This is a genomic window from Acinetobacter sp. AOR41_HL (assembly GCF_027854645.1).
Lineage (GTDB): Bacteria > Pseudomonadota > Gammaproteobacteria > Pseudomonadales > Moraxellaceae > Acinetobacter > Acinetobacter nosocomialis.
Map to the genome: position 1 here is coordinate 34,026 of NZ_JAKTHZ010000003.1, position 24,932 is coordinate 58,957.

Sequence of the window (24,932 nt, forward strand, 5' to 3'; positions counted from 1 at the left end):
TTCATGATGTGTTTTCAAATTTAGGTTCTGCCACAGTAAAGCACTTGAAAAGTAAGGGTGAAAACATCACATTAGGTATTCAATATTAAGCCATGTATACCCATAGTGAATCAAAACGCTCGTCCCCATATTGAAAAAATTTTAGCTAACCTGACCCAACTTCCAGGCGTTTATAAGATGCTAGGGAAAGAGGGAGAGTTGTTATATGTGGGTAAAGCTAAAAACCTAAAAAATCGGGTATCGAGTTATTTTGTCAAAACTATTGAGCATCCGAAAACTCAGGCTTTAGTTGCACGAATTTATGATATTGAAACGCTCGTTACGCGTTCAGAAACCGAAGCGCTGCTTTTAGAACAAAACTTAATTAAGCAACATCGTCCGCCTTATAACATCATGCTGCGAGACGATAAGTCATATGTCTATATCTTTGTATCGGCAGATAAACCTTATCCGCGAATTGCCAGTGGACGTGGCAAAGGTAAGCACCAAATCGGGAAGTTCTTTGGCCCGTATCCAAGCGCTTATAGTGCTCGAGATACCTTACTGGTTTTACAAAAACTTTTTAATGTGCGCCAATGTGAAAATACTTACTTCTCACAGCGCAAGCGTCCATGTTTGCAATATCAAATCAAACGTTGCTCGGCCCCATGTGTAGGCTTAGTCTCACCAGAAGATTACAAAGAAGACGTCAATAACAGTATTCGCTTCTTACAAGGTGATACCAAAGAATTAAACCAAGAACTGATTGCGAAAATGGAGCAGGCAGCGGCAGATCTTGAATTTGAAAAAGCTGTTTTTTATCGAGACCGTTTGTCTTTACTTCGCGAAGTACAAGCACAGCAAGCTGTTTTCAAAGTGAAAGGTGAGGCGGATATTTTAGCCATTGCCTATCAGGCTGGTGTGACATGTGTGCAGATTATGCATGTGCGTAATGGTCGTATGTTAGGCGGCAAAAGTTATTTCCCTGATATGTTAGGGGATGACCTCGGGCAAATGCTAAGTGACTTTATGGCAAACTTTTACTTTCAGGTTGCCGATGAAGTCCCAAGCGAACTGATTGTAAATACTGCTTTACCTGACCGTAAAGAATTGGAAGAAGCCTTAGCACAGCAGTTTGGAAAGAAAGTTCAAATTAAGAGTAATGTACGAGAAACACGTGCTGAATGGTTAGAACTTGCTGAAATGAATGTTCAGCATGCGATTAAAGGACAGTTGAGTAATCATTTAGAACTTAATGAGCGTTTCCACCAGCTTGAGCAGGTAGTTGGCCGTCCGATCGATCGTATTGAGTGTTTTGATATTAGCCATACCATGGGTGAAGCGCCTATTGCATCGTGTGTGGTGTTTGACCAAGGCGGTGCACGTAAACGGGATTATCGACAATTTGCCATTCAAGATATTACCGCAGGCGATGATTACGCTGCGATGCGACAAGCTTTAACACGTCGTTATAAAAAGGCAATGTTGCCGGATTTACTTTTAATTGATGGTGGTAAAGGCCAGCTCCATATGGCCATGGAAGTTATGCAAGATCTTGGACTTGATGCTTTCATGATTGGTGTTTCAAAAGGTGAGGGACGTAAACCGGGCCTTGAAACGCTTCATTTTACTGATGGCACAAAAATCCAGTTACCTGAAGATAACAAGGCACTACATTTGATTCAACAGGTACGTGATGAAGCTCACCGTTTTGCCATTACTAAACACCGCGCTAAACGCGATAAACGCCGTAGTACTTCAGTTTTAGAGGCCATTCCGGGCTTAGGACCTAAACGCCGTCGAGATTTATTAACACATTTTGGTGGAATTCAAGGTGTGTTAAAAGCATCTGAAAAAGAATTGACGGTCGTGCCGGGCTTAGGTGAAGTGATGGCAAGAACGATTTATAAAATTTTGCATGAGTAGTCATGTCTTATTTATGTGAGTGACAAAAGCGCTCGTAAATTAATAGCTGAATGATCATTCACATGTTGGTCAAAATGATGAAAGATATTTCTTAATCATACGCATGATTTAGGGATAGGAATGTCGTTATTACAACTATGGGAAGATGTAAAACAAAATGAATGGATTGATATACCCGCAGGATGGTTACAGGGCCGCACCGTTTTTGGGGGCCTTGTTGCTGGGTTATTAATGCAAAAGGCATGCTCCTATATTCAAGATTCAAATAAAAGGTTATTAAGTTGTAGTGTTACTTTTGTAGGCCCTGTACAACAAGGCGCTGCCCGATTGACTATTGAAGTTTTAAGAGAAGGAAAGTCAGTCACTACGCTTGAAGCACGTTTATGGCAAGATGATGCAGTACAAACGATTTTGGTTGCAAGTTTTGGGGCTTCTCGTGCATCGAGTATTGAGGTAAAGCAAGAGCCAGTCGTCCCTGCTTATGTACCACCTGAAAATTTATCTGTCATTCCTTTTGCGAAACATATGCCTGAATGCTTTCAGCATTTTGAAGTCTGTTGGGCTGAGGGGAATTATCCGGTAACGGGAAGTAAACATCCCGACTTTGGTGGCTGGTCAAGGTTCTCACCAGAGCAGCATGCGAATCGTCAAATGACATTATCTGATTTGATTGTTCTTATGGATATTTGGCCACCGGGTGTATTGCCAATGTTTAAGCAAGTTGCGCCAGCAAGCTCTTTAACATGGCACATTACTTATGTTCATCCAGTTCAGCATCAGTTGTGTGACTGGTTTAAATATAAAGTCACGACTGAATATGCGGCTGAGGGTTATTCCACAGAATATGCATATCTTTGGGATCAAAATGATCATTTAATTGCAATCTTGCGGCAAACTGTTACGGTATTTACCTAAGTAATCTACTTTCTCGATTCACATATTTCGTATAAAGTGGCTGTTACAGATAGATACAATATTGAAGTATGTGTCGTTGTCTGTTAAAAGATGCGTGAAGACTAAATTGGCGGTGTTTATGACCACAGGGCGAATCCTGAATATCCCAAATATCCTAACTTTGGCGCGTATCGCGCTTATTCCTGTATTTTTGGTGATTGCATATTGGCCGCCTGCAATAGGTATTGGTGAGCACGTAGGAAGTATGACGCGTCATATTATCTTGACGGCTATTTTTGTGCTGGCTGCCGTAACTGACTGGTTTGATGGCTACTTAGCACGAACTTTGAACCAGACTTCAGCATTTGGCCGATTCTTAGACCCAGTTGCAGACAAACTTATGGTGGCAGCTGCACTTATTGTTTTAGTGCAGTGGAAACCGACAATTGCGATGGCTTTTGCTGCAATTGTTATTATTTCACGGGAAATTACCGTGTCTGCTTTACGTGAGTGGATGGCAGAGCTCGGTGCACGAACCAGTGTAGCAGTGTCAACTGTAGGTAAATATAAGACCGCATTTCAAATGATTGCGATTAGTGTATTTCTACTGAATTGGCAGCCTTTAGAAATGCTGGCTTATGCTTTGTTATATACCGCTGTGATTCTCACTTTATGGTCAATGTTTATTTATTTAAAAGCAGCGTGGCCATATCTAAAACAACCCTAATGTCAGGTTGAATGATTAAGCCTTTCTATAACGAAAGGCTTTTTTTATTTTTGAAGAGTGCAAGAATCGGGTCGTCATAAGACTTTGGCTACTTTAAAGTAAGATTAAGTGCTAAGGAGGTGACAGATGCAAATGCTTTCTTCTCGGCAATTTGCTGTGATTGCCACAATTATTGAATATTTATATGAACATCTAGACCAGCAACCAAGCTTAGAAGATGTCGCTACATATATGGATTTAAGTCCAAGTTATATCCAGCGGCAGTTTCAGGAATGGGTAGGCATTAGCCCTAAAAAGTTTGTGCAATATATGAGCTTGCAGCAGGCAAAATATTATTTAATGCAGCAACGTAGCTTATTAGATACTGCTTTAAATACTGGACTATCGGGTACGGGTCGTTTACATGATTTGTTTATTCAGCTTGAGGGGATGACCCCAGGTGAATACAAGCAGCAAGGTGATGGGGTTGAACTGAATTATTCAGTTGAAACAAGCCCATTTGGTGATTTATTAGTAGTAAGTAGTGAGAAAGGGATTTGTTCTGTTCGCTTTGTTGATAGTCGTGAAAATATTGAAGACATCATTAAACAATACTTTCCGAAAGCTCAACTAAGAAATCACTCTCCGATTTGGCATCAGCAAATTGCACAGTGGTTTAGACAAGATTTTTCAGAACACTTACAGCAGAAATTACCGCTTAATCTTGCAGGAACACCATTTCAGCTTCAAGTGTGGGAAGCATTACTTACTATTCCCGAAGGACAGCTACGTACTTACCAAGATATTGCTGATCAAATTGGAAAACCTAAAGCAGTCAGAGCAGTCGCTACGGCAATTGGGCAAAATCCGATTGCGTATTTAATTCCGTGTCATCGAGTCATTCGTGCAACAGGAATGGTCGGTGAGTACCATTGGCAAAAAGGGCGTAAACTGGCATTGTTAGCTTGGGAAATGGCTAAGCAGCAAGGGGAGATTGCATGACACTAGATTTATTTTCTCCGGAGCCTTGTTCAAACTTATTGCCTTATGAAGGTGAGGTTCAGGATTATGGATGTATTTTAAGTACGGAAGAAGCCGAACAATATTTTCATTATTTGTACCACCATTTGGCATGGCGACATGATGAAGCGAAGCTATACGGTAAGCACTTTATTACACCCCGCAAGGTTGCTTGGTATGGAGATGAGCACTATCGATATAAATATTCTGGTGTTTTCCGTGATTCTTTACCGTGGGACAGAGCACTTGCCAAGCTAAAGCAGCAAGTCGAGCAGATTCTTTCAGAAAAATTTAACTCTTGCTTGGCAAATCTTTATGAAGACGGAACGCAAGGTATGGCTTGGCATAGTGATTCGGATGTGTCTTTAGCTAGAACTACTACAATTGCTTCTTTAAGTTTTGGAGCAACGCGGAAGTTCTCTTTTAGACATATTCAAACCAAGGAAAAAGTTGAGATGTGGTTACAACCAGGTCAACTTATTGTGATGCGTGGTGAGACTCAACAATATTGGCAACACCGTTTAAATCGTTCTACAAAGATTTTACAACCGCGTATTAATCTGACATTCCGTCAGTTCAAATTTTCATAAGTTTTATTATAAAAATTGGGCAAGAAAAAAGCCCATGATGGCAGCATGAGCTTATTCCTCTGAGGGAGAGCCTTCTATTGATGAGCTGCTGATGAAAAGAATCATCAATAGGTGCTAAAATCATAATATGAGAATATTTGGATATTTTCAATGCTTCAAAGTGTAAGAAAACTTTAAATTATCAAAAATATTATTTTAGATCTCGCCTTTTTCGGAAAGTTCCATAAAGCGCTGTTCTATTAAGGCAGCATTTTCTTGCAAAATTTCAATGAGTTTTTCAATATTTAAAAAATCAAAGCGATTTTTTGATGCGACTAGTGTTAAAGCTAATGGAACTTCTTTACTTGAAAAACGGACGGGTACAGCAAGCCCTGAAACATTCGGGTCAATCTCACCTTGTGAGAAATAGAAGCCTTGTTTCTTTATTTTACGCATGCGTTGAATAAAGCTAGGTTCGTCTAGAGCAAACCCTGACTGCGACAGCTCATGTTGAAAACGTTGATAGTAGTCATGCATGCGCTGTTTACTTAAATGTGACACCATTGTTTTTGGTGATGCTCCAACATAGATCGGACGCGGACAACCTCGGCCATATGAAAGTAGCTCTGTATCTTTAAAAATCTCATGATGAATATCAATGCAGTAGTCATCATTTAAATAGGTGAGTAAACAGCAAAGTTCAGTGCGTTCAACAATGTTACGCATAAACGGCGTACTGATTTGAACTAATGGATCGGTTGTTCTGGATACATAGTCAAGAACTGCTATTTTTGAGCCTAAAGTGTAATCGCCAGAAGTACCATTAATACGTTTTAATAAGTCGGCTGATACGAGTTCTTTCAGATAACGATAGCTGGTCGGTTTAGACAAGCCAAGTTCTTCGCAAATAATATCGACATTAATCACTGGTCGTGAAACGGAAAATAAATCCAGTACGGTTAAAATTTTGCCAAAACTTGAAATTGCCATGATGTCTTATTCGTATCCTTAATAAACGGGTCACACTTGAGTTCTTATAACAGAAAAATTGAAGCTTTGTCTCAATTCCAAGATAACTACCTGATTTAAATATTTTACGCTCAGAATCAGAAAAGTTCTCTTGATTCACACATCATATATGATTAACTAAAAACATATCAAATTATCAAATAAAGATATTTTAGTTGACTAAATCACTTTATTTTGAAAAAATTGTGCAGCAAAATATCTAATCGAGAAATTGGTTTACTCTGCCGACTTTTTCGATGTCTCTCCTTTCCTAAGCTTGGTCGTATAAATAGCGGCCAAACTGAAATCATCTCGGTACATCATGCAGAGATGTAGGAAAAATCATTGTATTGAAGGATGCTCTCATTAACTCATTTGTCTATAAGGCAAATGACAAAGTCGTGTTGTCTTTTTAAAAGGCAAATGGACACTGATGAGCATGCTCATCAGTTCAAATCTGTATTTGAGATGAGTTCATGTTATTAAAGCAAATACTGGCTTTCCGCCCGAGTAAGCTGGATCTAATTTTTGCAATAAAGACATTTATTGCCGGCATGTTGGCATTATTTGTTTCGTTTGAATTAGACCTGATTAATCCAATGTGGTCGATCGGTACCGTCCTGATTATTGCCAACCCTTATTCGGGTATGGTGTCGTCTAAGTGTGTCTATCGTGTTTTAGGCACGGTGGGTGGTGCCATTGTTGCGTTAACAATAACACCTCACTTGATTAATACGCCGTGGATATTTACGGTTGTGTTGTCACTATGGGTGGGCTTTGCGCTTTATGTATCCTTACTCGACCGGACACCTCGCAGTTATGCATTTATGTTGGCGGGTTATTCAACTGCAATGATTGCGTATAACGCGATTACATATATTGACCAGTACAATATTTTTGATATTGCTTTGGCGCGTGTACTCGAGATTTCAATTGGGGTGATTTCGAGTGCGGTTGTGTCCGCAACTATTTTGCCGATGCATATTGGTTCGGCAATCAAACAGCGTGTAACTAAGACACTCAAAGATACAGAGAACCTATTTGCTAATTTGTTAAATGCAGACCAGCAGCAAAACAATACACAGCTTTTGGCTGCTATTACTCGTGATACCACCGATATTCATGCTTTAGCAGTTCACTTGAGCTATGAAAAAGGTGAGTTGCATGGCATGACCAAACCTTTGCAAGAAATGCTCCATCAAATGTCGATGGTGGTTGCGAACTTGGTTGCCTTATCTGAACGAATTAAACAACTGCAAGAACTCAATTTTATTGAAAGTCATTCAGACAAATTAAAGCAGCTTTCAGGTCATGTGATTCATTTTCTTGAACAAAAAGATCAGATGTCTGATGAAAATATTCTGCAGTTACCTGACGAGTTTGAAAATGATTTCTTGAACTTAAATGACTCGGCTTCTGAACATCAACAAGTGCTATTGGCTGCCATGAAAATGGATGTCCGCCACTTTATTAGTAATGTTCTAGCTGTAAAAGTTTTATGGCAACGCATCAAGCAAGGTAATAAAGAGATTCCAGATAGCATTACCCCAATGACGACTAAATATCCAAGTTTGCACCGAGATCATGGTGTGGCAGTCAGAGGCGGTATTAGTGCGGTACTCATTACATTTATTGTGACTGGTGTGTGGATTCTCTCTGGCTGGAAAGCTGGATTTATGATGGCACAGATTGGTGCAGTAACTGCTTGTATTTTAACGGCCTTAGATAACCCTGTTCCTGTCTTGCGTATTTTTATATGGGGCAGTGTGGCATCGGCTGTTTTAGTGTTTATTTATGCTTTTGGTGTTTTTCCTCATGTCACAACATTTTGGGAACTTGGACTCGTTTTGTTGCCGATGTTCTTATTTGCGGTTTCTATGATGGCGAATCAAGCGCTCATGCCAGTGGGAATGGTGCTGGGTATTAACACCATGATGGGTCTGAACTTGCACAATGCTTACAGCATGGATGCAGTGTCTTACCTAGACAGCTCATTTGGTATGGTTATGGGCGTATTGGTGTCTCTCATTGTTATAGATGTGGTACGAGCCATGTCACCCGATACCAGTGCAAACCGTATTTTAGCTTTACATTATCGCGCGATGCGTCAAGCGATTTATATACCTTATGGCATTGAATTCAAAGTTCATTTGCGGGCGATGTTAGACCGTGTTGGTGTTTTAAATACCAAAATGGTTCAGTCAGAAGAGATTAAAAAATCGATTCATCAAGCATTGGTTGAATCAAGTGCGATTGTCGATTTAAGCCGACTTCAAGAGTTAGCAAATCAATTTCAGCCATCTTCAGAACTAGCTCATCACATTGGCCGTTTGCAACAAGATTTAGATGAGCTGTTTAGAGCCAAAGAAAATGAAAAAGATGAAAGTGATGTATTGGTACAGCACATTCATCAGACCTTGTTTGAACTTAAACAACTTGCTTCACATATTGAAGATATGACTTTGCGTCAAAGATTATTTATTTCGCTAAATAATATTGCTTATAGCATGTGTCATGTTTCATCAAACCAAATGAATGCAGATCGTACGCTTACAGGAGCCACAGCGCATGGGTGAGTTTAATGTCTACGGTATTTACCTGCCTGCTTTGCTCGTCCAAGCCTTATTTGCATATATATGTTTCCGCTTGTTAAGTCCTTTAACTAACAAATGGATTGCACAAGGCTGGATTGCACTACCCAGCATTTTCAATTTGTGTTTTTACCTTTTACTACTTTTGGTGATACACCAAATTTTTGTTGGGTTAGGTGCTTAAAGATGATTGCCAGATTAAAGATTGAGTTAGGTGAGTAAAATGAATCAATTGGAGTTGAAAAAAGTCATCCGTCCAGTGATTTTGATTGTCGCATTAATGATTGCGGTCTATACCATTGTGCATTTATGGAACTACTATAATGCAGCGCCGTGGACACGTGATGGCCGAGTTCGTGGTGACGTTATTCAAGTCTCCTCAGATGTAGCAGGACTTGTAACGGAAGTATTGGTTCAAGATAACCAGACTGTCAAAAAAGGTCAGGTGCTTTTTAAAATTGATGTCTCTCGCCGAGCTTTAGATGTAGAGCAAGCAAAATCTGATTTGGCAAAAGCAAAAGCGGCCTATGCTCAAGCACAAGCAGGTTTGGCGCAAGCCAAAGCAAACTTGATTAAGTCGAGTACTAACATTAAGTTAGCCGAGAAAAACGCAAACCGTTATTCAAACTTAATGGATGGCGCGATTTCTAAACAAGAACAAGATCAGGTCTTTGCAACTCGCGATCAATCACATGCGGAACATGAGCAACTCCAAGCAGCTATTCAACAAGCTGAAGCCACTATTAAACAGCAACAGGCATTGGTTGAAGCAGCAACAAGTAACTTACATTTAGCAGAACTCAATATGCACCGTGCCGCTGTTGTTGCACCGGCAGATGGAACACTCTCTAACTTTGATTTGCGTCCAGGTAATTATGTTCAAGTTGGACAAGCGGTTGCAGCATTGCTAGATCGTAAACAACTTTATGTTGTGGGATATTTTGAAGAAACAAAATTAGACCGCATTCATATTGGCGATCAAGCAAGTGTGCAATTAATGGGTGACAGTCAGAAAATTAAAGGCCATGTGCAAGGTATTGCATCGGGTATTGAAGATCGTGAGCGTTCAAGTAGTTCTAAATTGCTTGCAAACGTAAACCCGACGTTTAGCTGGGTTCGTTTAGCACAGCGTGTACCTGTAAAAATTGTGTTAGATGAAGCACCAAAAAACGAGCTGGCTTTTGTTTCTGGTCGTACTGCTACAGTACATATTATTGAAAAATGAAAGATTGAAGTTTTTAAACCCAATAAAAAAGCATGTGTAAAACATGCTTTTTTATTTTTTATGGTGTTAAACCAACTGGATTGCGATACCAGCTTTGAATCAGCAAAGCTGCGGCAAAACTATCTGCTGATAATTTCTTTGCACGGCCTTGTTCTTGATAAAAACCAAGTTCTTCTCTTGCTTCACGGGTGGTGAGTCGTTCATCTACCATCCATGTTTCAATATTGGTTTGATGGCGTAAACGGCGTGCAAACTTACGTGCACGTGTAGAAAGCTCTGATTCGCTATCATCCATATTTAATGGAAGACCGACAATGAACAAATCAGGTTGCCATTCTTTGACAATTTTTAAAAGTTGGTCCCAGTTGGGAATCCCATCTTTCATCACAAATAATGGCAATGGATTAGCACTTTCAATTGCAGATTGGCCGATTGCCATTCCCATTTTTTGAGTGCCAAAGTCAAAAGCCATAATTGATTTTGATTGTGTTGCAGTCATTAAGCATGTCCGATTTCAGAAGCCAGCCATGTACGATCTACACCAATTTTCTTATAGGCTGCATCCCAACGGTCATCGTACGGCAAGTTAAAAATCAGATCCATGTCGGCATCACAGATGAGCCAGTCACCACGGGCGATTTCATCTTCTAACTGGTTTTTACCCCAACTCGCATAACCGAGGGCGATTTGGTAGCGACCAACACCTTCGTTATGTGCAATTGCATCGAGAATATCTTTACTGGTGGTAATACAGACATTTTCACCAACAGCAATAGAGGAGTGCCATGTTGGTTGACCAGTATGAAGGACAAAGCCTGCTTCAGGGCGTAAAGGTCCACCTTGTAAAACCTCATGCGGATTTACATTGTCTGCATCAATGTCTAAATCATTGAGTAGTTCTTTAATTTGGATACCAGCAGGGCGATTGATAATAATACCTTGAGCACCTTCTTCGTCATGGCGGGCAAGATAAATTACAGTATTTGCAAAAAAGTCATCTGCCATTTCTGGCGGGGCAATCAGACAACGGTGAGTCATGTATTGTTTGGTCACCTAAGCGGTTCTCCCTCAAAAAATGTCGCTATAGGGTCTCTCGACCCTTTTTATGTATATAGGTTCTTTTTATCAACATACAAGAGTTAATCGGATTTCGCCAATCTTTTTCTCTCATTTTCTTTATTAATTTGAAGAAGCCTGAAATTTAAGTTGGCGTAATTGTTTAGCATGCTGCAAGGTCGTTTCATTAATTTCAACTCCACCTGACATACGTGCTAGTTCAGAAATAATCTGATTTTCATCGAGTTGTACGATGGTGCTGCTTGCCGGATCTGTTTGCTGTTTTTTAACTAACAAATGTTGATCAGATTGTGCAGCGACCTGCGCTTGGTGAGTAATACATAGCAGTTGGACATGCTGAGCCAAATCGGCAAGTAATCGTCCAACTACTTCAGCCGTACCGCCACTAATCCCGACATCAATCTCGTCAAATACCAAAACTTCTGCTTCGGTCTTTTCAGCATTCATCACTTGCATGACGAGTGCAATACGTGAAAGCTCACCACCCGATGCCACACGCGCCAATGGTTGTGGTGGTATGCCTTTGTTGGCAGTAAATAAAAGTTGAATAAAGCTTAAGCCTTCTGCACTTGGTTGCTCTAATGGCTCAAATTTAAACTCAAAGTGTGCTTCAGGTAGTGCCAAAGGCTTAACCTGCTCGGTTAATTGTTTTGCAAGTGGAGTAGCAGCTTCACGACGAATATTGTCTAAATGCTGGGCTTTTTCTAAGAACTCTTGATGTGACTTTTCTACTTGTTCTGCCAGAGTCTCTGGGTCTTCAAGTTGATGTAACTGTTCAAGCTCATTTTGCCATGTTTCGTACTCTTCTTTCAGTGTCTCTGGCTGAGTACGGTATTTACGTGCTAGACGATGGAAAACTTCCAATTTGGAATTCAGTTCTTCCATCCGTTCAGGGTCAAAGCTCTGACGGTCAATAAACTGACGTAAATTTGATGTTGCATCATCAATTTCACTTTGAGCATTAAGTAAAGAATTATAAATTTCAGAAAGCTGTTCACTACGTCCAGCATGAGATTCTAGTCGGCGAATGATCGATGACATTTCTTGAGTAATGTTTTGTTCAGCTTCATCAAGCGCATTCAAGCTATAGCTACAATCTTGCATGATATGTTCATGATGACTGAGACGATCAAACTCTTGCTCGATTTCTTTGTAATCGGTCTGAATGACTTCCTCAAGTTCTTCGATTTGCAGCTCTAAGGTCGCAATACGTTGTAGACGAGTTGCTTGAGCATCTAAGGCTGCTTGGTGTAAACGAATCGTGCGTTGCCATGTGCTATAAGCTTCGCGGACATCATTCGCTTCAGCATAAAAATTGTTATAACGGTCTAACCAATGTTTTGGATAAGGTGGTTCAAGAAGCTGTTGCTGGCTGTGCTGGCTATATAATTGAACCAATAGGCGCCCCAATTCTTTAAGCTCAGAGAGGCTACTTGGGCGGCCATTCACCCATGCTTTACTACGACCAGTTGCGAAAATAACCCGACGTAAATGAATTTCCCCAGAATCATCATCTAGTTCATGGTCTTGTAACCATTTTGCCTCAGGGCTATTGTTCTGATAAGTAAAAACTGCGGTTACATCCGCTTTGTCCGAACCATAGCGGACATAATTTGTATCTGTACGTTCCCCTAAGCAGGCAGAGAGTGCATCCAGTAATAATGATTTTCCGGCACCTGTCTCACCTGTTAGAACATTAAATCCTTGTTCTATATCAATAGCTAAATGATCAGCTAATGCAAAATTGATTAAAGTTAAATGTGTGAGCATAAACGCATCCAACGCGCCAAATTATGGGTTAAAGATAGAGAAGTTTTGAATTTGCTACAAGTGATCTATTATTCTAAATGAAATTATAGAACAGCAAGATTGCGGAACTTTACAATGAAAAAAACATTAAGCTTACCGAAAGCACCAATAGGGATGATGAACCGCCATAAAAAAACAAATCCTGCTGATATGAATAAAATTTTAAGTCAGCATTTTAATGCATTTAAACAGGCTGCTGCACAAGGTGATTATGCCAAAGCTTATCAGCATGTAAAAAAAGCGGTAAATCTAGTGCCACAGCATCCTGGAGCACTATCTGATTTAGCTTATACTGAGCTGCGGTTACGCCGTTATGACTATGCATATCAACATTATATGCAAGCTATTAAAGCAAGTGGTTCCAACGTTAATACAAATTTATATGATGGCTTAACCGAAGTTTGTCATCATTTAAATAAAAAAGAAGAAAAAATCAAATTTGGGCGTTTAGCCATTTCAACAAAAAAAGAACTCACAAAGAATGAGCCTGCTTTAAATATACCCCCGCATAAACCTGTACCATTTAGTCCCAATCCTCAAGAAAACATTATTGCTTTTTCTTTATTTGGAGCAAATCCGCGCTACTGTGAAACTTCAATTTTAAATACTAAGTTAGCGCAAGAAATTTATCCGGAATGGACGTGTCGGTTCTATATAGATGATACCGTTCCTGAACTTGTACAGAAACGTTTACAAGCAAATGGTGCCCAAGTAGTACATGTCAGCCCCACTCAAAAACAGTTATCTGGTTTATTTTGGCGCTTTTTAGTCATGGATGATCCACTAGTTAAACGATTTTTGATACGGGATGCTGACTCTATCGTGTCTTATCGTGAAAAAGCTGCTGTCGATGCTTGGCTCAAGAGTGATCAATGGTTTCATTTAATGAGAGATAGCTATTCTCACACTGAATTAATTTTGGCAGGAATGTGGGGTGGTTGCTCAGGTATTTTTCATAATATTGAAGCACATGTCAGAGATTATGTCGCCACTGGAAAGTATCCGGATAATCGGGTCATAGATCAGCATTATCTTCGTTATCGTGTTTGGCCGACTTTAAAACAAAGTGTACTTGTGCATGACAGCCAGCAATTTGATGAAAATGGCATCGATTTTCCGGCTTACGAGTCAGCTTCAATGCAAAATGACCCAGACAATTTTCATGTTGGCATGGATAATGGTTCACCAGTGGTTACAACTGCTGTGACACACCCAACCGCAGAGAAAGTTTATTGGGTTGTATTCGATGAAAATCACGATGAAGTTTGCAGATATGATGCAATAGTGTCGAAGAGTCGAAATATTGAAGTAAATTTACCCCACGCTTTTGCTAAAAAAATTCAGTTACAGCAGTGGAAATTACAAGTCTATCCGTATGAAAACTGATTGATTAGTTATTTAGGCACAATTAAACTACATTCATCATAATTTATATAAATGCGGCATTATCTGGAGAGTGTGCATGAGTTCAACCCAATTTGATCATGTAACGGTCATCAAAAAATCAAATGTTTATTTTGGTGGAGCATGTATCAGCCATACCGTGCAATTTGAAGATGGAACGAAAAAAACATTAGGTGTTATTTTGCCGACTGAGCAGCCTTTAACATTTGAAACACATGTTCCTGAGCGTATGGAAATTATTTCAGGTGAATGTCGCGTTAAAATTGCAGATAGCAATGAAAGTGAATTGTTCCGCGCTGGTCAATCATTTTATGTACCAGGTAATAGCGTTTTTAAAATCGAGACTGATGAAGTACTCGATTATGTTTGCCATTTAGAAGGCTAAGAAATTCCTGTTTAAATCGGGTACACTATGCCCAAAGAAATCCTGTGAAGTTGGCTTTGCAGGATTTTTATTTTTTGCTCAAACGTTGTTAGAGGTCATGCATGGCAAAACCGGAATATTATTATGGCGTTCACTCAGTGGAGTCATTGTTAGAACTTGAGCCGGAGCGCGTGCTGACCTTGTTTACATTGAAGGGGCGCGATGATCAACGTTTACAAAAGATTTTGCAATTGGCTGAGCCTTTTGGAATTAGCGTACAAAAAGCAAGCCGTGAAAGTCTTGAGAAGCTTGCAGGCTTACCATTCCACCAAGGTGTAGTTGCAGCAGTACGTCCGCATCCGACGTTAAATGAAAAAGATCTCGATCAGATTTTGGCTGAAACTCCAGATGCCTTATTGCTGGCATTAGATCAGGTGACAGACCCGCATAACTTAGGGGCTTGTATTCGTACAGCCGCTGCAATGGGTGTTCAAGCAGTCATTGTTCCTCGTGATCGCTCAGCAAGTTTAACTCCAACTGCTCGTAAAGTCGCAGCGGGCGGGGCTGAAAAAGTTAAATTCATTCAAGTGACTAATTTGGCTCGTACTTTAGCGCATCTTAAAGATACAACTCACGTACGTGTGATTGGTACAATGCTTGATGAAAGTGCTTTGCCTATTCAAAAATGTGATTTTTCTGGTCCAGTTGTCATTGTTATGGGTGCAGAAGACACAGGTTTACGCCCAATTACTCAGGCACAGTGTGATCATAAAGTTTATATCCCGATGTCTGGGAATTTACAGAGCCTAAATGTGAGTGTGGCAACAGGTATGGCACTTTATGAGGCTTGCCGTCAGCGTTCTGAGGTATAATTTAGCTGCCTTTCTCGTTTTAAAGCAGTCTAAATATGTCTCCCCGTAAGCAAGGTTATTTTTTTGTATTGGTGACCATGTGCATTTGGGGCGGGTTTACGCTTTTTGCCCGTTTAAATGCACAATGGCACATTAGTGCTTGGGATATTGCTGCACTGCGCTTCGCTATTGCTTTTCTAATTTTGATGCCTATCTTAATTTATAAAAAAGATCTCGCTTTTTTATGGAGTAAGCATGCGGTTATTTTGGCGCTCATTGGTGGAGTCATCTATTGTCTCACCGTCTATACTGCGTTTCTTTATGCGCCAGCTGCACATGCCGCAATATTTTTAAATGGTTGTATCCCCATCTGTACAGCTATAGCTGCCTATATTCTATTTAGACAACCATTTGATAAACATACATGGGTGAGTCTGGCAATTATGATCACTGCCTTGGGCCTCATGAGTGCATTAATGCTACAAAGTAGTACCTCTGCTTTTGGAATTGGCGATTTACTTCTGTTTATCAGTGCAATTTGGTGGGGGATTTTTACTGTACTACTTAAACAGTGGAAACTCTCTGCCTGGCACTCTATGGCAAGCGTCGCGATTTGGTCTGCAATTATTTATTTGCCGATTTACCTATTATTCTTACCTAAACATTTTATGGATGTAGATCCTGTACATTTGGCTGTACAAGGCATTTTTCATGGCGTATTTGTCGTTATTATTGCAACGTTGACTTATGTTGCTGCTATTCAACGTCTTGGTGCTTTTAAAACGGGAAGTATTGTAACTTTGGCGCCGTTTATTGCAGCTATTTTAGCTGTACCTTTACTTGGTGAATCATTAAGCCCATCAATTGTTGTGGGCTTGGTAGGTATGGGGGTAGGCGCTTTACAGCCTTGGCGCTGGTTTAGACAAGATAGCCTGACACAAAAGATTAAACAGCAAAATACACAAAATTAGTTTGCACGCTTCAAATAGCTTTGATGTAAAGGCTCTAATTGCTGATATAAATGTTCGAGTAATCCATCGTTAAACACGATGTCATTGGCAAGCTCACGTTTTCGTTCGCGTGGCATTTGTGCAGCAATGATTTTCTGGATTTGTTCTTGGTTTTGCCCATCGCGCTGGCTTGCACGCTGAATTTGAGTTTGTTCACTCGCATCAATTAGTAGCGTGTGATTGACCAGTTCATGTTGATTTGTTTCAAACAATAATGGCGAAACTAAAATTACATAAGGACTTTTAGGATTTTGTAGCTGTTGAATAATAGATTGACGGATTGCAGGATGGGTAATTTGCTCAAGTGTATGACGCGCTTGTGGATTTTGAAAAATATATTCACGTAAGGCACGACGGTCTAAACTGCCATCGGGTTGAAGCACCCAGTCTCCAAAAGTTTGCTGAATTTTTTGAAGGGCAGGTTGGCCCTTTTCAACCACTTCGCGAGCAACAATATCGGCATCGACGACTTGGATTCCTTGGGATTCAAACCACTGTGTTGCAGCTGATTTACCACTGCCTATACCACCTGTGATTCCCAGAATAAAAGCCATCTTAACCTCCCAAATAAATTTTCATAATCTGATCACCCCATAAAAAGGCAACCCAACCTGCAATGGCAATATATGGCCCAAACGCAAAAGGCTGATTGTCATTTCTTAATTTTAATAAAATGATGCCAATGATTGCGCCAAGTAACGATGACAATAACACAATTAACGGCAGCATCAATGGCCCCATCCATGCACCTAATGCTGCAAGTAATTTAAAGTCGCCGTAGCCCATACCTTCTTTGCCAGTAATTACTTTAAATAAGTAATAGACAATCCAAAGACATAGAAAACCAATGAGGTAACCCCAAATGGCCGAGTTGGGTGAGGTGTAGATATTAAAGGTGTTAATGCCTAAACCAAGCGCAGCTAAAGGTAGGGTAAAGCGATCAGGCAATAATTGTGTATCGAAATCAATAAAGGTAAGTGCTATCAATATCCATGTGAGGACGAGTCCAAAAAGCATTTGTATGGTTGGACCAAACACCATAACCACCACCAATGAACATAGCATGGTAAGTAGTTCGATGGCTGGATAGCGAATGCTAATCGGGTGCTGGCAATGACCACATTTTCCTCTTAACACTAGCCAGCTTATGAGTGGGATATTTTGATACCAACGGATGGGTTGATGGCATGCAGGGCATGATGAAGCAGGCTTACTTAAAGTTAGCTTCTCATGATCAATAATGGGTTGCTCAGGATTGAGTAACATTTGGCATTCTTGCTGCCAATCTTGCTCCATCATTCTTGGTGTGCGGTAAATCACTACATTCAGAAAGCTACCGATACATAGGCTCACGAGTGCAACAGCAATATAAAGTGCAGTTAAGTTTTGAATAAAATACGCAATGATGTCTTGCATTATACAACTGAGCCCATTTGGAAAATTGGAAGATACATAGCAATTACCAGACCGCCTACGAGTACCCCTAAAATTGCCATAATTAAAGGTTCCATCATAGAAGTTAAACCATCAACGGCATTATCCACTTCATTTTCATAGTAAGTGGCAACTTTATCGAGCATGCTGTCTAGTGCACCCGATTCTTCACCAATTGCAACCATTTGTATAGCCATAGATGGAAAACGATTAGATACTCGCATAGCAAATTGAAGTTGTTGACCGGTTGCCACATCTTCACGAATTTTCATCACAGCTTGCTCATAAATGACATTATTTGTTGCGCCTGCAGTCGACTCTAGTGCATCAATAAGCGGAACACCTGCTGCAAATGTTGTAGCAAGCGTGCGGCTATAACGGGCAATAATTGCTTTATAAACCAGATCTCCGAAAATAGGTAACTTAAGCGCCAGTTTATCTAAGCCATCACGAAACTTTTTACTACGTTTTTTTGCTTCTAAAAACGCAGCAATAAATACACCAATCGCAATAATCATAATGAACCAGTATTCCTGCATCCATTTCGACATATTCACGACCATTTGTGTAAATGCTGGTAATTCTGCGCCGAAAGAAGCAAATAAATCTTGGAAAACGGGGACTACTTTAACCATCAAAATAATAGTCACCACAATGGCTACCACAATAACTGTTGCAGGGTATTTCATTGCTTTCTTAATTTTTTGCTTGAGCAACTCACTTTTTTCTTTGTAAATTGCAACGCGGTCCAACATCGTTTCGAGTGCACCTGATTGTTCACCAGATTCAACAAGTGAACAAAACAAGTTATCAAAGTGTTGAGGGTACTTTTTTAAAGCTGAGGCAAAGGTACTACCACCTTCAACTTCACTTTTAATACCGAGGACAACCTCTCGCATGGCAGGGTTTTCTAAACCTTCTGCTACAATTTCAAAGCCTTGTACTAGAGGTACACCAGCTTTCATCATAGTCGCAAGTTGTCGGGTAAAAATCGTAATATCGAGTGTAGTGACTTTTTTCTTAAATAAACCTTCAAGAATATTTTTACGTTTTTCACGTATAGTTCGAACAGTCACCCCTTGTTTGCGTAAGGTTACTTTGGCTAAAGCCATGTTTTTAGCCGGAAGTTCTCCTTTAATTTTTACGCCCTTACGGTCAACCCCTTCATAAGCAAAAGTCGGCATCATTTGTGCCTTTTTGACAGCCATTAGATTATCCTTATTTTAAATAGTGTCTTATTCACTGGTTACACGGTTAACTTCTTGTAAAGAGGTCACCCCTTGCATCACCTTTTTTAAACCTGAACGACGTAGATTATTAAACCCCAATTTTTCAGAAGCAGCCGCGATTTCTAAAGCGTTGCCATCTTCCATAATAATCTTGGAAATTTCAGGTGTAACTTTCATTACCTCATAAATACCGACACGGCCTTTATAGCCTTCACGACATTCAGGACAGCCCACGGGTTGAAAAACCCGAAAATCTGGATGTGCTAAATCTTGTTCGGTAAAGCCCATTTCTAATAAGCTTTGTTTAGGAATATCAGCAGGTATTTTACATTGAGAACAAAGACGACGTGCTAAACGCTGTGCAATCACTAGATTTACTGATGTTGCAATATTAAAAGAAGGAACCCCCATATTGCGTAGACGGGTCAATGTTTCCGGAGCACTATTGGTATGTAGTGTTGACATCACCATATGGCCGGTTTGAGCAGCTTTAATCGCAATTTCTGCTGTTTCCAAGTCACGAATCTCACCGACCATAATAATGTCAGGGTCTTGACGTAAAAAAGACTTAAGAGCAGCTGCAAACGTTAAACCCACTTTAGGATTGACGTTAACCTGATTAATACCTTCTAAGTTAATTTCCACTGGATCTTCGGCAGTAGAAATATTGGAACTTTCAGTATTTAAAATATTTAAGCCTGTATATAGAGATACAGTTTTACCGGAACCTGTTGGTCCAGTAATCAAAAGCATACCTTGTGGTTTATCTAAAGCTTCCATAAATAAAGCTTTTTGTTCTTCTTCGTAGCCTAATGCATCAATGCCTAGCATTGCGCTTGATGGGTCAAGAATACGTAGAACTAACTTTTCACCAAACAAGGTAGGGAGCGAGTTCACACGGAAATCAATTGCTTTGGTTTTTGACAGCTTAAGTTTGATACGACCATCTTGTGGGACACGTTTTTCGGAAATGTCCATTTGAGACATTACTTTTAAACGTGATGCCAAGCGGTTTGCAAGTTGTAAAGGCGGATTGGCAATTTGACGTAACACACCATCGACACGATAACGTACCCGATATGACTTTTCATAAGGCTCAAAATGTAAATCTGATGCGCCCATACGAATGGCATCAATAAGCAACTTATTAATATATTTAACAATAGGAGCTTCATCACCTTGAGGTGTTTCTTCTTCATCTTCTTGAGTGGTAGGACCATCAAGGCTGACGTCAAGATCAAACTCTTCATCATTAAAGTCAAAGCTGCTTTCTTCTGCAAAATGCTGGCCTAAAACTTTTTCCAGCTTATGATGCTCGACAATAACAGGTTCAACCAGCAATTTACTGTTAAAACGGATTGCATCGATTGCTTCAATATTACTTGGATTGCTGGTGGCGACATATAGAATTTGTCCTCTTTGAATGAGCGGCAAAATTCGATGTTTTAAAATCAGTTTTTGATCGACCAGATCTTTAGGAATCTGAGATGTGTCATAAACATCTAGATCAAAATATGGTTCAGCAAACTCCGCAGAAATGGTTTCAGCCAATAAAGAAGGGGAGAGATGTACCTCTTCAATTAAATATGCGACTGTATCCTGCTTGGCTCTCTTTGCTGCATCTAATGCATTTTGCATGGTCGCTGCCGACACATGCTTTTCTTCGACTAAACGCCGAAAAAACCCCGTAAATTTTGGAGATGTATGTAATACTGACATCTGCCTGCCTATGCTAATGTGTTTATAATTGGTATATGAAAAATTATACTTTTGTTATGTAAAATTACTACCTTATAAAGTGTTGCTCTAGTCTTACTCGAGCTATTAAAGCTTGAACTAGTCGAAGTTTTTAAAGATTAATTTTTAGAATGTTTAACTTCGAATGGCTATAAAGTTTTTCTTAATTTCAAAGAGAAGAAAAGTTATAAGTAATCCCTTTAAAGAAAAGTATCTGAAATTTGTATAAATGCGTGTAGAATGTGCTGCATTTTTGATGAAAGGTGAGCAGTATGTCGGGTTCGACGATTACGCCTTGGGTAGTTGGCAACTGGAAAATGAATCCAATGCGTGCTAACGCCAACCAACTTATAGAAGAATTTAAACAATTATTGCAACAAAACCAAATTGCAGATGAAAGCTGCCATGTGGGCGTTGCCCCTGTTTCTATTGCACTTACAACAGTACAGGCGCAATTGCAGGATGCTGCAAGAACGGTATATACAGTTGCGCAAGATGTATCGCGTATTGCAGGTACAGGTGCTTATACTGGCGAAGTTAGTGCAGAATTATTAAAAGATAGCCAAATTAATTTCGTATTGGTCGGACACTCTGAACGCCGTGATATTTTTGGCGATAACGTTGAAATTTTGAAGGCGAAACTCCAAAATGCATTAAATGCGGGCTTGACTGTCATTTATTGTGTGGGCGAAAGTCTTGAACAGCGTGAACAAGGGCAGGCAGAGCAAGTCGTTTTACAACAAATTTGTGATATTGCACCCGTAGTGACTGCTGAACAGTGGCAAAACCAAGTCGTAATTGCTTATGAGCCGATTTGGGCAATTGGTACTGGTAAAACAGCTTCACCACAAGATGCGCAAGCAATGCACGCTAAAATTCGTGAAGGCTTATGCCAGCTTACTTCAGCGGGTTCAAGTATTGCTATTTTATATGGTGGTAGTGTAAAAGCTGAAAATGCTGTTGAATTAGCTGCATGTCCAGATATTAATGGTGCGTTGGTGGGTGGTGCTTCATTAAATGCAGCATCTTTTTATCAAATTGTACAAGCCTTCGCGCAAAGCAAATAACGAGGATAGGGTATGCACTCTTTTGTACTTGTTGTACATATTATTTTAGCTGTACTGATGATTGCATTGATTTTAGTGCAACATGGTAAAGGCGCAGATGCTGGTGCTTCTTTTGGTGGTGGCGGTGCAGCAACTGTATTTGGTGCATCTGGTTCGGGTAACTTCCTTACTCGCCTGACTGCTGTTTTAACTGCATTGTTTTTTGTAACGAGTTTGACTCTTGCTGTTTTTGCAAAAAAACAGACTACAGAGGCATATAGTTTGAAAACTGTACAAACAACAGCACCAGCTCAAACAACATCGCCTGAAACTTCACCAAATGCACCAAAAACGGGTCAATAATTCGAAATAGGGCTTTCCTTTTGCAGTTGGAAGGACTAGAATGCGTCCCACAAGCTGCGGTGGTGGTGGAATTGGTAGACACGCTACCTTGAGGTGGTAGTGCCTTCGGGCGTGGGGGTTCAAGTCCCCCCTTCCGCACCAACTTTGAACCAGAAAGTTGAGTGCAAGCAGTTTATTGATGCGGGATGGAGCAGTCTGGTAGCTCGTCGGGCTCATAACCCGAAGGTCGTTGGTTCAAATCCAGCTCCCGCTACCAATTTGATTAAGGTGCAACTTAATCAAGCGAATATTGTAAAGTTTACATTGACTTTTTTCGATATTTGTATATAATTTTTGCACGTTGATGCGGGATGGAGCAGTCTGGTAGCTCGTCGGGCTCATAACCCGAAGGTCGTTGGTTCAAATCCAGCTCCCGCTACCAAGTTTCTTAAAAGAGGCTCACAGACAGGTGGGCCTTTTTGCACAGTGGACTATTGTTTTCTGTGCTACATAGGGGCGATTAACGCCCTTTTTTATTGGTTATCGTATCGCTATCGTGTAGTGTCGACATCAATTGGTCAAATAGTCATGCTTCACTATAGTAGGTCTGTGTCGGTTAAAACAACCGATTGAATCGCACGAGAATGACGAGAGTAAATGAAATTATCAAATAAATCCCAAGCATTGTATGACATGATTGCTCCAGCAGTGCAGGCATGTGGTGTTGACCTGTGGGGAATCGAATTCCTTCCACAAGGTAAACGTTCATTATTGCGTATTTATATCGATAGACCGGTTGATGAAAACGCTGAACCAGTGATTAATGAAAATGGTGAAGTAGAACAAGGTCGTGGTATTGGCGTACAAGATTGTGTACGTGTTACACAACAAGTCGGCGCGATGTTGGATGTCCATGATCCGATTTCAGGTGAATATTCTTTAGAAGTTTCTTCACCAGGTTGGGATCGCCCATTTTTTCAACTCGAACAGTTGCAAAGCTATATTGGACAACAAATTGCTTTGCGTTTAATTGCAGCAGTAGAAAATCGCCGTAAATTTCAAGCAAAACTCCTTGCTGTAGACCTTGAAAATGAAGAGATTAAGGTTGAAGTTGAAGGAAAGCATGTGCTTGATATCGACAGCAACAATATCGATAAAGCAAACTTGATCTATCAAGATTAAATTTATTTAAATTATATAAGAAATCGGTAGGTGACTTATGGGCCGCGAAATTCTTACCGTTGTAGAAACGGTTAGTAATGAAAAAGGTGTTAGTCGTGAAGCGATCTTCGAGGCTTTAGAACAAGCTCTAGTTGCTGCAACGAAGAAAAGATTTTACGAAGGTACGCATGCTGAAGAAGCTCAGCTTCGTGTAGAGATTGATCGTAAAACTGGTGATTACCGTACATTCCGTCAATGGACTGTAGTGGCGGATGAAGATCATGAAATGCCAGCTTGCCAAGATGCGATCTCTGATGTTGATCCATCGAAATGGTCAATTGGTGATGTGCGTGAACTTGAAGTTGAATCTATCGAGTTTGGTCGTATTGCTGCGCAAATTGCAAAACAGGTTATCGTACAAAAAATCCGTGAAGCTGAGCGTGCTTTAGTTGCTGATGCATACGAATCTAAAGTGGGTGAGTTAATCTACGGTGAAGTGAAAAAACAAACCAAAGATGGTTTCATCATTGATTTAGGCGACAACGCAGAAGCTTATCTTGCTCGCGAAGAAATGATTCCTAAAGAAATTCTTCGTCCAAAGCAACGTGTAAACGCTATCTTATATAATGTTAACCGTGAAGGCCGCGGCGCTCAGTTATTGTTATCACGCGCTAAGCCTGAAATGTTAATCGCTTTAATGAAAAAAGAAATTCCTGAAATTTCTGAAGAGATTATCGAAATTAAAGCAGCGGCACGCCAACCAGGTGTCCGTGCTAAAATTGCAGTTAAAACAAATGATCACCGTATCGACCCTGTAGGTGCATGTATTGGTATGCGTGGTACGCGTATTCAAGCTGTACAGCAGGAGTTAAACGGTGAACGTATTGATGTAGTGGTTTGGTCTGATGATCCAGCTCAATACATTGCTAGCGCATTAGAACCAGCTGATGTTTCAGGCATCGTGCTTGATGAAGATGCAAGAAGTGCCGATATTATTTTTGCAACCAGCGATCAATTAGCTCGTGCGATTGGCTCACAAGGTCAAAACGTTCGCTTAGCTTCTGATTTAACTGGCTACAAACTCGACATGATGCTTGAAGAAGAGTATCGTGCTCGTCAGCAAAATGAAGCTCAACAATATCTCGACATGTTTGTATCACGTTTAGATATTGAAGAAGATTTAGCAATGGCATTGGTAGAAATGGGCTTCACTTCTTTAGAAGAGATTGCTTATGTTCCTGCTGAAACTTTTGACGAAATTGAGCTTGATGCTGAATTGGTTGAGTTATTGCAAAGTCGTGCAAAAGAAGCAGCCCTTACTGATGCTTTGAAACAGCAAGAAAATATTCAAGAACCGAGCGCAGACCTTCTCACAATGGAAGGCATGACTTCTGAGATCGCTTACTCGCTTGCCGCTCGCGGTATTATTACCGTGGATGATTTGGCAGATCAGGCTACTGACGATATCTCTGATATTGAAGGTCTTGATCATGAAAAAGCAGGTCAATTGATCATGAAAGCTCGCGAATCATGGTTTAACTAGGAGATGA

General features: G+C 40.2%; 24 protein-coding genes and 3 tRNA genes. 19 read left to right on the forward strand and 8 right to left on the reverse strand.

Annotated features, from left to right (window positions below; all coding sequences use genetic code 11):
- Positions 1-105: 105 nt before the first annotated feature.
- The 5 genes from uvrC (at position 106) to MKL35_RS00365 (ending at position 5,115) form a co-directional block, all read left to right on the forward strand.
- Positions 106-1,905 carry an excinuclease ABC subunit UvrC gene (gene uvrC, locus MKL35_RS00340; RefSeq protein WP_031944813.1) on the forward strand — a complete coding sequence of 600 codons (1,800 nt, stop codon included), beginning with the start codon at positions 106-108 and terminating at the stop codon, positions 1,903-1,905.
- 120 nt (positions 1,906-2,025) lie between these two features.
- Positions 2,026-2,820, forward strand: coding sequence for a thioesterase family protein (locus tag MKL35_RS00345; protein ID WP_032009957.1), 795 nt, complete (start codon positions 2,026-2,028; stop codon positions 2,818-2,820).
- Between the two features lie 118 nt (positions 2,821-2,938).
- On the forward strand, positions 2,939-3,526 hold the full coding sequence (gene pgsA / locus MKL35_RS00350) for a CDP-diacylglycerol--glycerol-3-phosphate 3-phosphatidyltransferase (protein WP_002156973.1): 588 nt from the start codon (positions 2,939-2,941) through the stop codon (positions 3,524-3,526).
- Between the two features lie 126 nt (positions 3,527-3,652).
- The gene (locus MKL35_RS00360; protein ID WP_032009955.1) at positions 3,653-4,507 is read left to right on the forward strand and encodes a methylated-DNA--[protein]-cysteine S-methyltransferase; all 855 of its coding nucleotides are present in this window, start codon (positions 3,653-3,655) and stop codon (positions 4,505-4,507) included.
- Entirely contained in the window at positions 4,504-5,115 is a 612-nt protein-coding gene (locus MKL35_RS00365) for an alpha-ketoglutarate-dependent dioxygenase AlkB family protein (RefSeq protein WP_002156920.1), read from the forward strand. Before MKL35_RS00360 ends, MKL35_RS00365 begins: the two co-directional genes overlap by 4 nt.
- 195 nt (positions 5,116-5,310) lie before the next feature.
- Here MKL35_RS00365 and MKL35_RS00370 read toward each other — a convergent pair whose 3' ends face one another.
- Entirely contained in the window at positions 5,311-6,084 is a 774-nt protein-coding gene (locus MKL35_RS00370) for an IclR family transcriptional regulator (protein ID WP_002157015.1), read from the reverse strand.
- 494 nt (positions 6,085-6,578) lie between these two features.
- On the opposite strand from MKL35_RS00370, the gene MKL35_RS00375 reads away from it, so the two are divergent.
- The 3 genes from MKL35_RS00375 to MKL35_RS00385 are packed head-to-tail and all read left to right on the forward strand — an operon-like array spanning position 6,579 to position 9,918.
- Positions 6,579-8,678, forward strand: a complete 2,100-nt coding sequence (locus MKL35_RS00375; RefSeq protein WP_032009952.1) for an FUSC family protein — start codon at positions 6,579-6,581, stop codon at positions 8,676-8,678.
- Positions 8,671-8,877 (forward strand): DUF1656 domain-containing protein, encoded by a 207-nt coding sequence (locus MKL35_RS00380; protein WP_002157017.1) that lies wholly within the window; start codon positions 8,671-8,673, stop codon positions 8,875-8,877. The genes MKL35_RS00375 and MKL35_RS00380 overlap by 8 nt, the downstream gene beginning before the upstream one ends.
- A 39-nt stretch (positions 8,878-8,916) precedes the next feature.
- Positions 8,917-9,918 (forward strand): HlyD family secretion protein, encoded by a 1,002-nt coding sequence (locus MKL35_RS00385; RefSeq protein ID WP_002156989.1) that lies wholly within the window; start codon positions 8,917-8,919, stop codon positions 9,916-9,918.
- 58 nt (positions 9,919-9,976) lie between these two features.
- On the opposite strand, the gene ruvX is transcribed toward MKL35_RS00385, so the two are convergent.
- The 3 genes from ruvX to recN form a co-directional block, all read right to left on the reverse strand.
- Positions 9,977-10,417, reverse strand: coding sequence for a Holliday junction resolvase RuvX (gene ruvX / locus MKL35_RS00390; protein ID WP_000127528.1), 441 nt, complete (start codon positions 10,415-10,417; stop codon positions 9,977-9,979).
- Positions 10,417-10,971: a YqgE/AlgH family protein gene (locus MKL35_RS00395; RefSeq protein WP_001979301.1), complete on the reverse strand. Its 555-nt coding sequence runs from the start codon at positions 10,969-10,971 to the stop codon at positions 10,417-10,419. Before MKL35_RS00395 ends, ruvX begins: the two co-directional genes overlap by 1 nt.
- 126 nt (positions 10,972-11,097) lie before the next feature.
- Complete coding sequence (recN, locus tag MKL35_RS00400; RefSeq protein ID WP_031952272.1) at positions 11,098-12,765, reverse strand: DNA repair protein RecN; 1,668 nt, start codon at positions 12,763-12,765, stop codon at positions 11,098-11,100.
- A gap of 114 nt (positions 12,766-12,879) precedes the next feature.
- Between recN and MKL35_RS00405 the strand changes: the two genes are divergently transcribed.
- From MKL35_RS00405 to MKL35_RS00420, 4 genes are all read left to right on the forward strand, one after another.
- On the forward strand, positions 12,880-14,190 hold the full coding sequence (locus MKL35_RS00405; RefSeq protein ID WP_032009950.1) for a tetratricopeptide repeat protein: 1,311 nt from the start codon (positions 12,880-12,882) through the stop codon (positions 14,188-14,190).
- Between the two features lie 76 nt (positions 14,191-14,266).
- On the forward strand, positions 14,267-14,593 hold the full coding sequence (ppnP, locus tag MKL35_RS00410) for a pyrimidine/purine nucleoside phosphorylase (protein WP_000099685.1): 327 nt from the start codon (positions 14,267-14,269) through the stop codon (positions 14,591-14,593).
- A gap of 101 nt (positions 14,594-14,694) precedes the next feature.
- Positions 14,695-15,444, forward strand: coding sequence for a 23S rRNA (guanosine(2251)-2'-O)-methyltransferase RlmB (gene rlmB, locus MKL35_RS00415; RefSeq protein WP_016803977.1), 750 nt, complete (start codon positions 14,695-14,697; stop codon positions 15,442-15,444).
- 35 nt (positions 15,445-15,479) lie between these two features.
- On the forward strand, positions 15,480-16,394 hold the full coding sequence (locus tag MKL35_RS00420) for a DMT family transporter (protein WP_006580951.1): 915 nt from the start codon (positions 15,480-15,482) through the stop codon (positions 16,392-16,394).
- Here MKL35_RS00420 and coaE read toward each other — a convergent pair.
- Genes coaE through pilB form a run of 4 tightly spaced genes read right to left on the reverse strand, consistent with a single transcriptional unit; the run spans position 16,391 to position 20,815 of the window.
- Positions 16,391-16,987, reverse strand: a complete 597-nt coding sequence (gene coaE / locus MKL35_RS00425) for a dephospho-CoA kinase (RefSeq protein WP_000874125.1) — start codon at positions 16,985-16,987, stop codon at positions 16,391-16,393. The two genes, MKL35_RS00420 and coaE, sit on opposite strands and share 4 nt — an antisense overlap.
- Before the next feature lies 1 nt (position 16,988).
- On the reverse strand, positions 16,989-17,849 hold the full coding sequence (locus MKL35_RS00430) for a prepilin peptidase (RefSeq protein WP_004710834.1): 861 nt from the start codon (positions 17,847-17,849) through the stop codon (positions 16,989-16,991).
- The gene (locus MKL35_RS00435; RefSeq protein ID WP_004710832.1) at positions 17,849-19,075 is read right to left on the reverse strand and encodes a type II secretion system F family protein; all 1,227 of its coding nucleotides are present in this window, start codon (positions 19,073-19,075) and stop codon (positions 17,849-17,851) included. The genes MKL35_RS00430 and MKL35_RS00435 overlap by 1 nt, the downstream gene beginning before the upstream one ends.
- A gap of 27 nt (positions 19,076-19,102) precedes the next feature.
- On the reverse strand, positions 19,103-20,815 hold the full coding sequence (gene pilB / locus MKL35_RS00440) for a type IV-A pilus assembly ATPase PilB (protein ID WP_004710829.1): 1,713 nt from the start codon (positions 20,813-20,815) through the stop codon (positions 19,103-19,105).
- Between the two features lie 290 nt (positions 20,816-21,105).
- On the opposite strand from pilB, the gene tpiA reads away from it, so the two are divergent.
- From tpiA to nusA, 7 genes are all read left to right on the forward strand, one after another.
- Positions 21,106-21,900 (forward strand): triose-phosphate isomerase, encoded by a 795-nt coding sequence (tpiA, locus tag MKL35_RS00445; RefSeq protein ID WP_004710827.1) that lies wholly within the window; start codon positions 21,106-21,108, stop codon positions 21,898-21,900.
- 12 nt (positions 21,901-21,912) lie between these two features.
- A complete protein-coding gene (secG, locus tag MKL35_RS00450) occupies positions 21,913-22,242 on the forward strand; it encodes a preprotein translocase subunit SecG (protein WP_002156913.1) in 330 nt (109 codons plus the stop codon).
- 56 nt (positions 22,243-22,298) lie between these two features.
- Positions 22,299-22,383: transfer RNA gene (locus MKL35_RS00455), tRNA-Leu, on the forward strand.
- Positions 22,384-22,421: 38 nt separating this feature from the next.
- Positions 22,422-22,498: transfer RNA gene (locus MKL35_RS00460), tRNA-Met, on the forward strand.
- A gap of 88 nt (positions 22,499-22,586) precedes the next feature.
- Positions 22,587-22,663 (forward strand) — tRNA-Met (locus tag MKL35_RS00465).
- Between the two features lie 215 nt (positions 22,664-22,878).
- Positions 22,879-23,403, forward strand: a complete 525-nt coding sequence (gene rimP, locus MKL35_RS00470) for a ribosome maturation factor RimP (RefSeq protein WP_270912538.1) — start codon at positions 22,879-22,881, stop codon at positions 23,401-23,403.
- Between the two features lie 37 nt (positions 23,404-23,440).
- Entirely contained in the window at positions 23,441-24,925 is a 1,485-nt protein-coding gene (gene nusA / locus MKL35_RS00475) for a transcription termination factor NusA (RefSeq protein WP_002156952.1), read from the forward strand.
- Positions 24,926-24,932 lie beyond the last annotated feature (7 nt).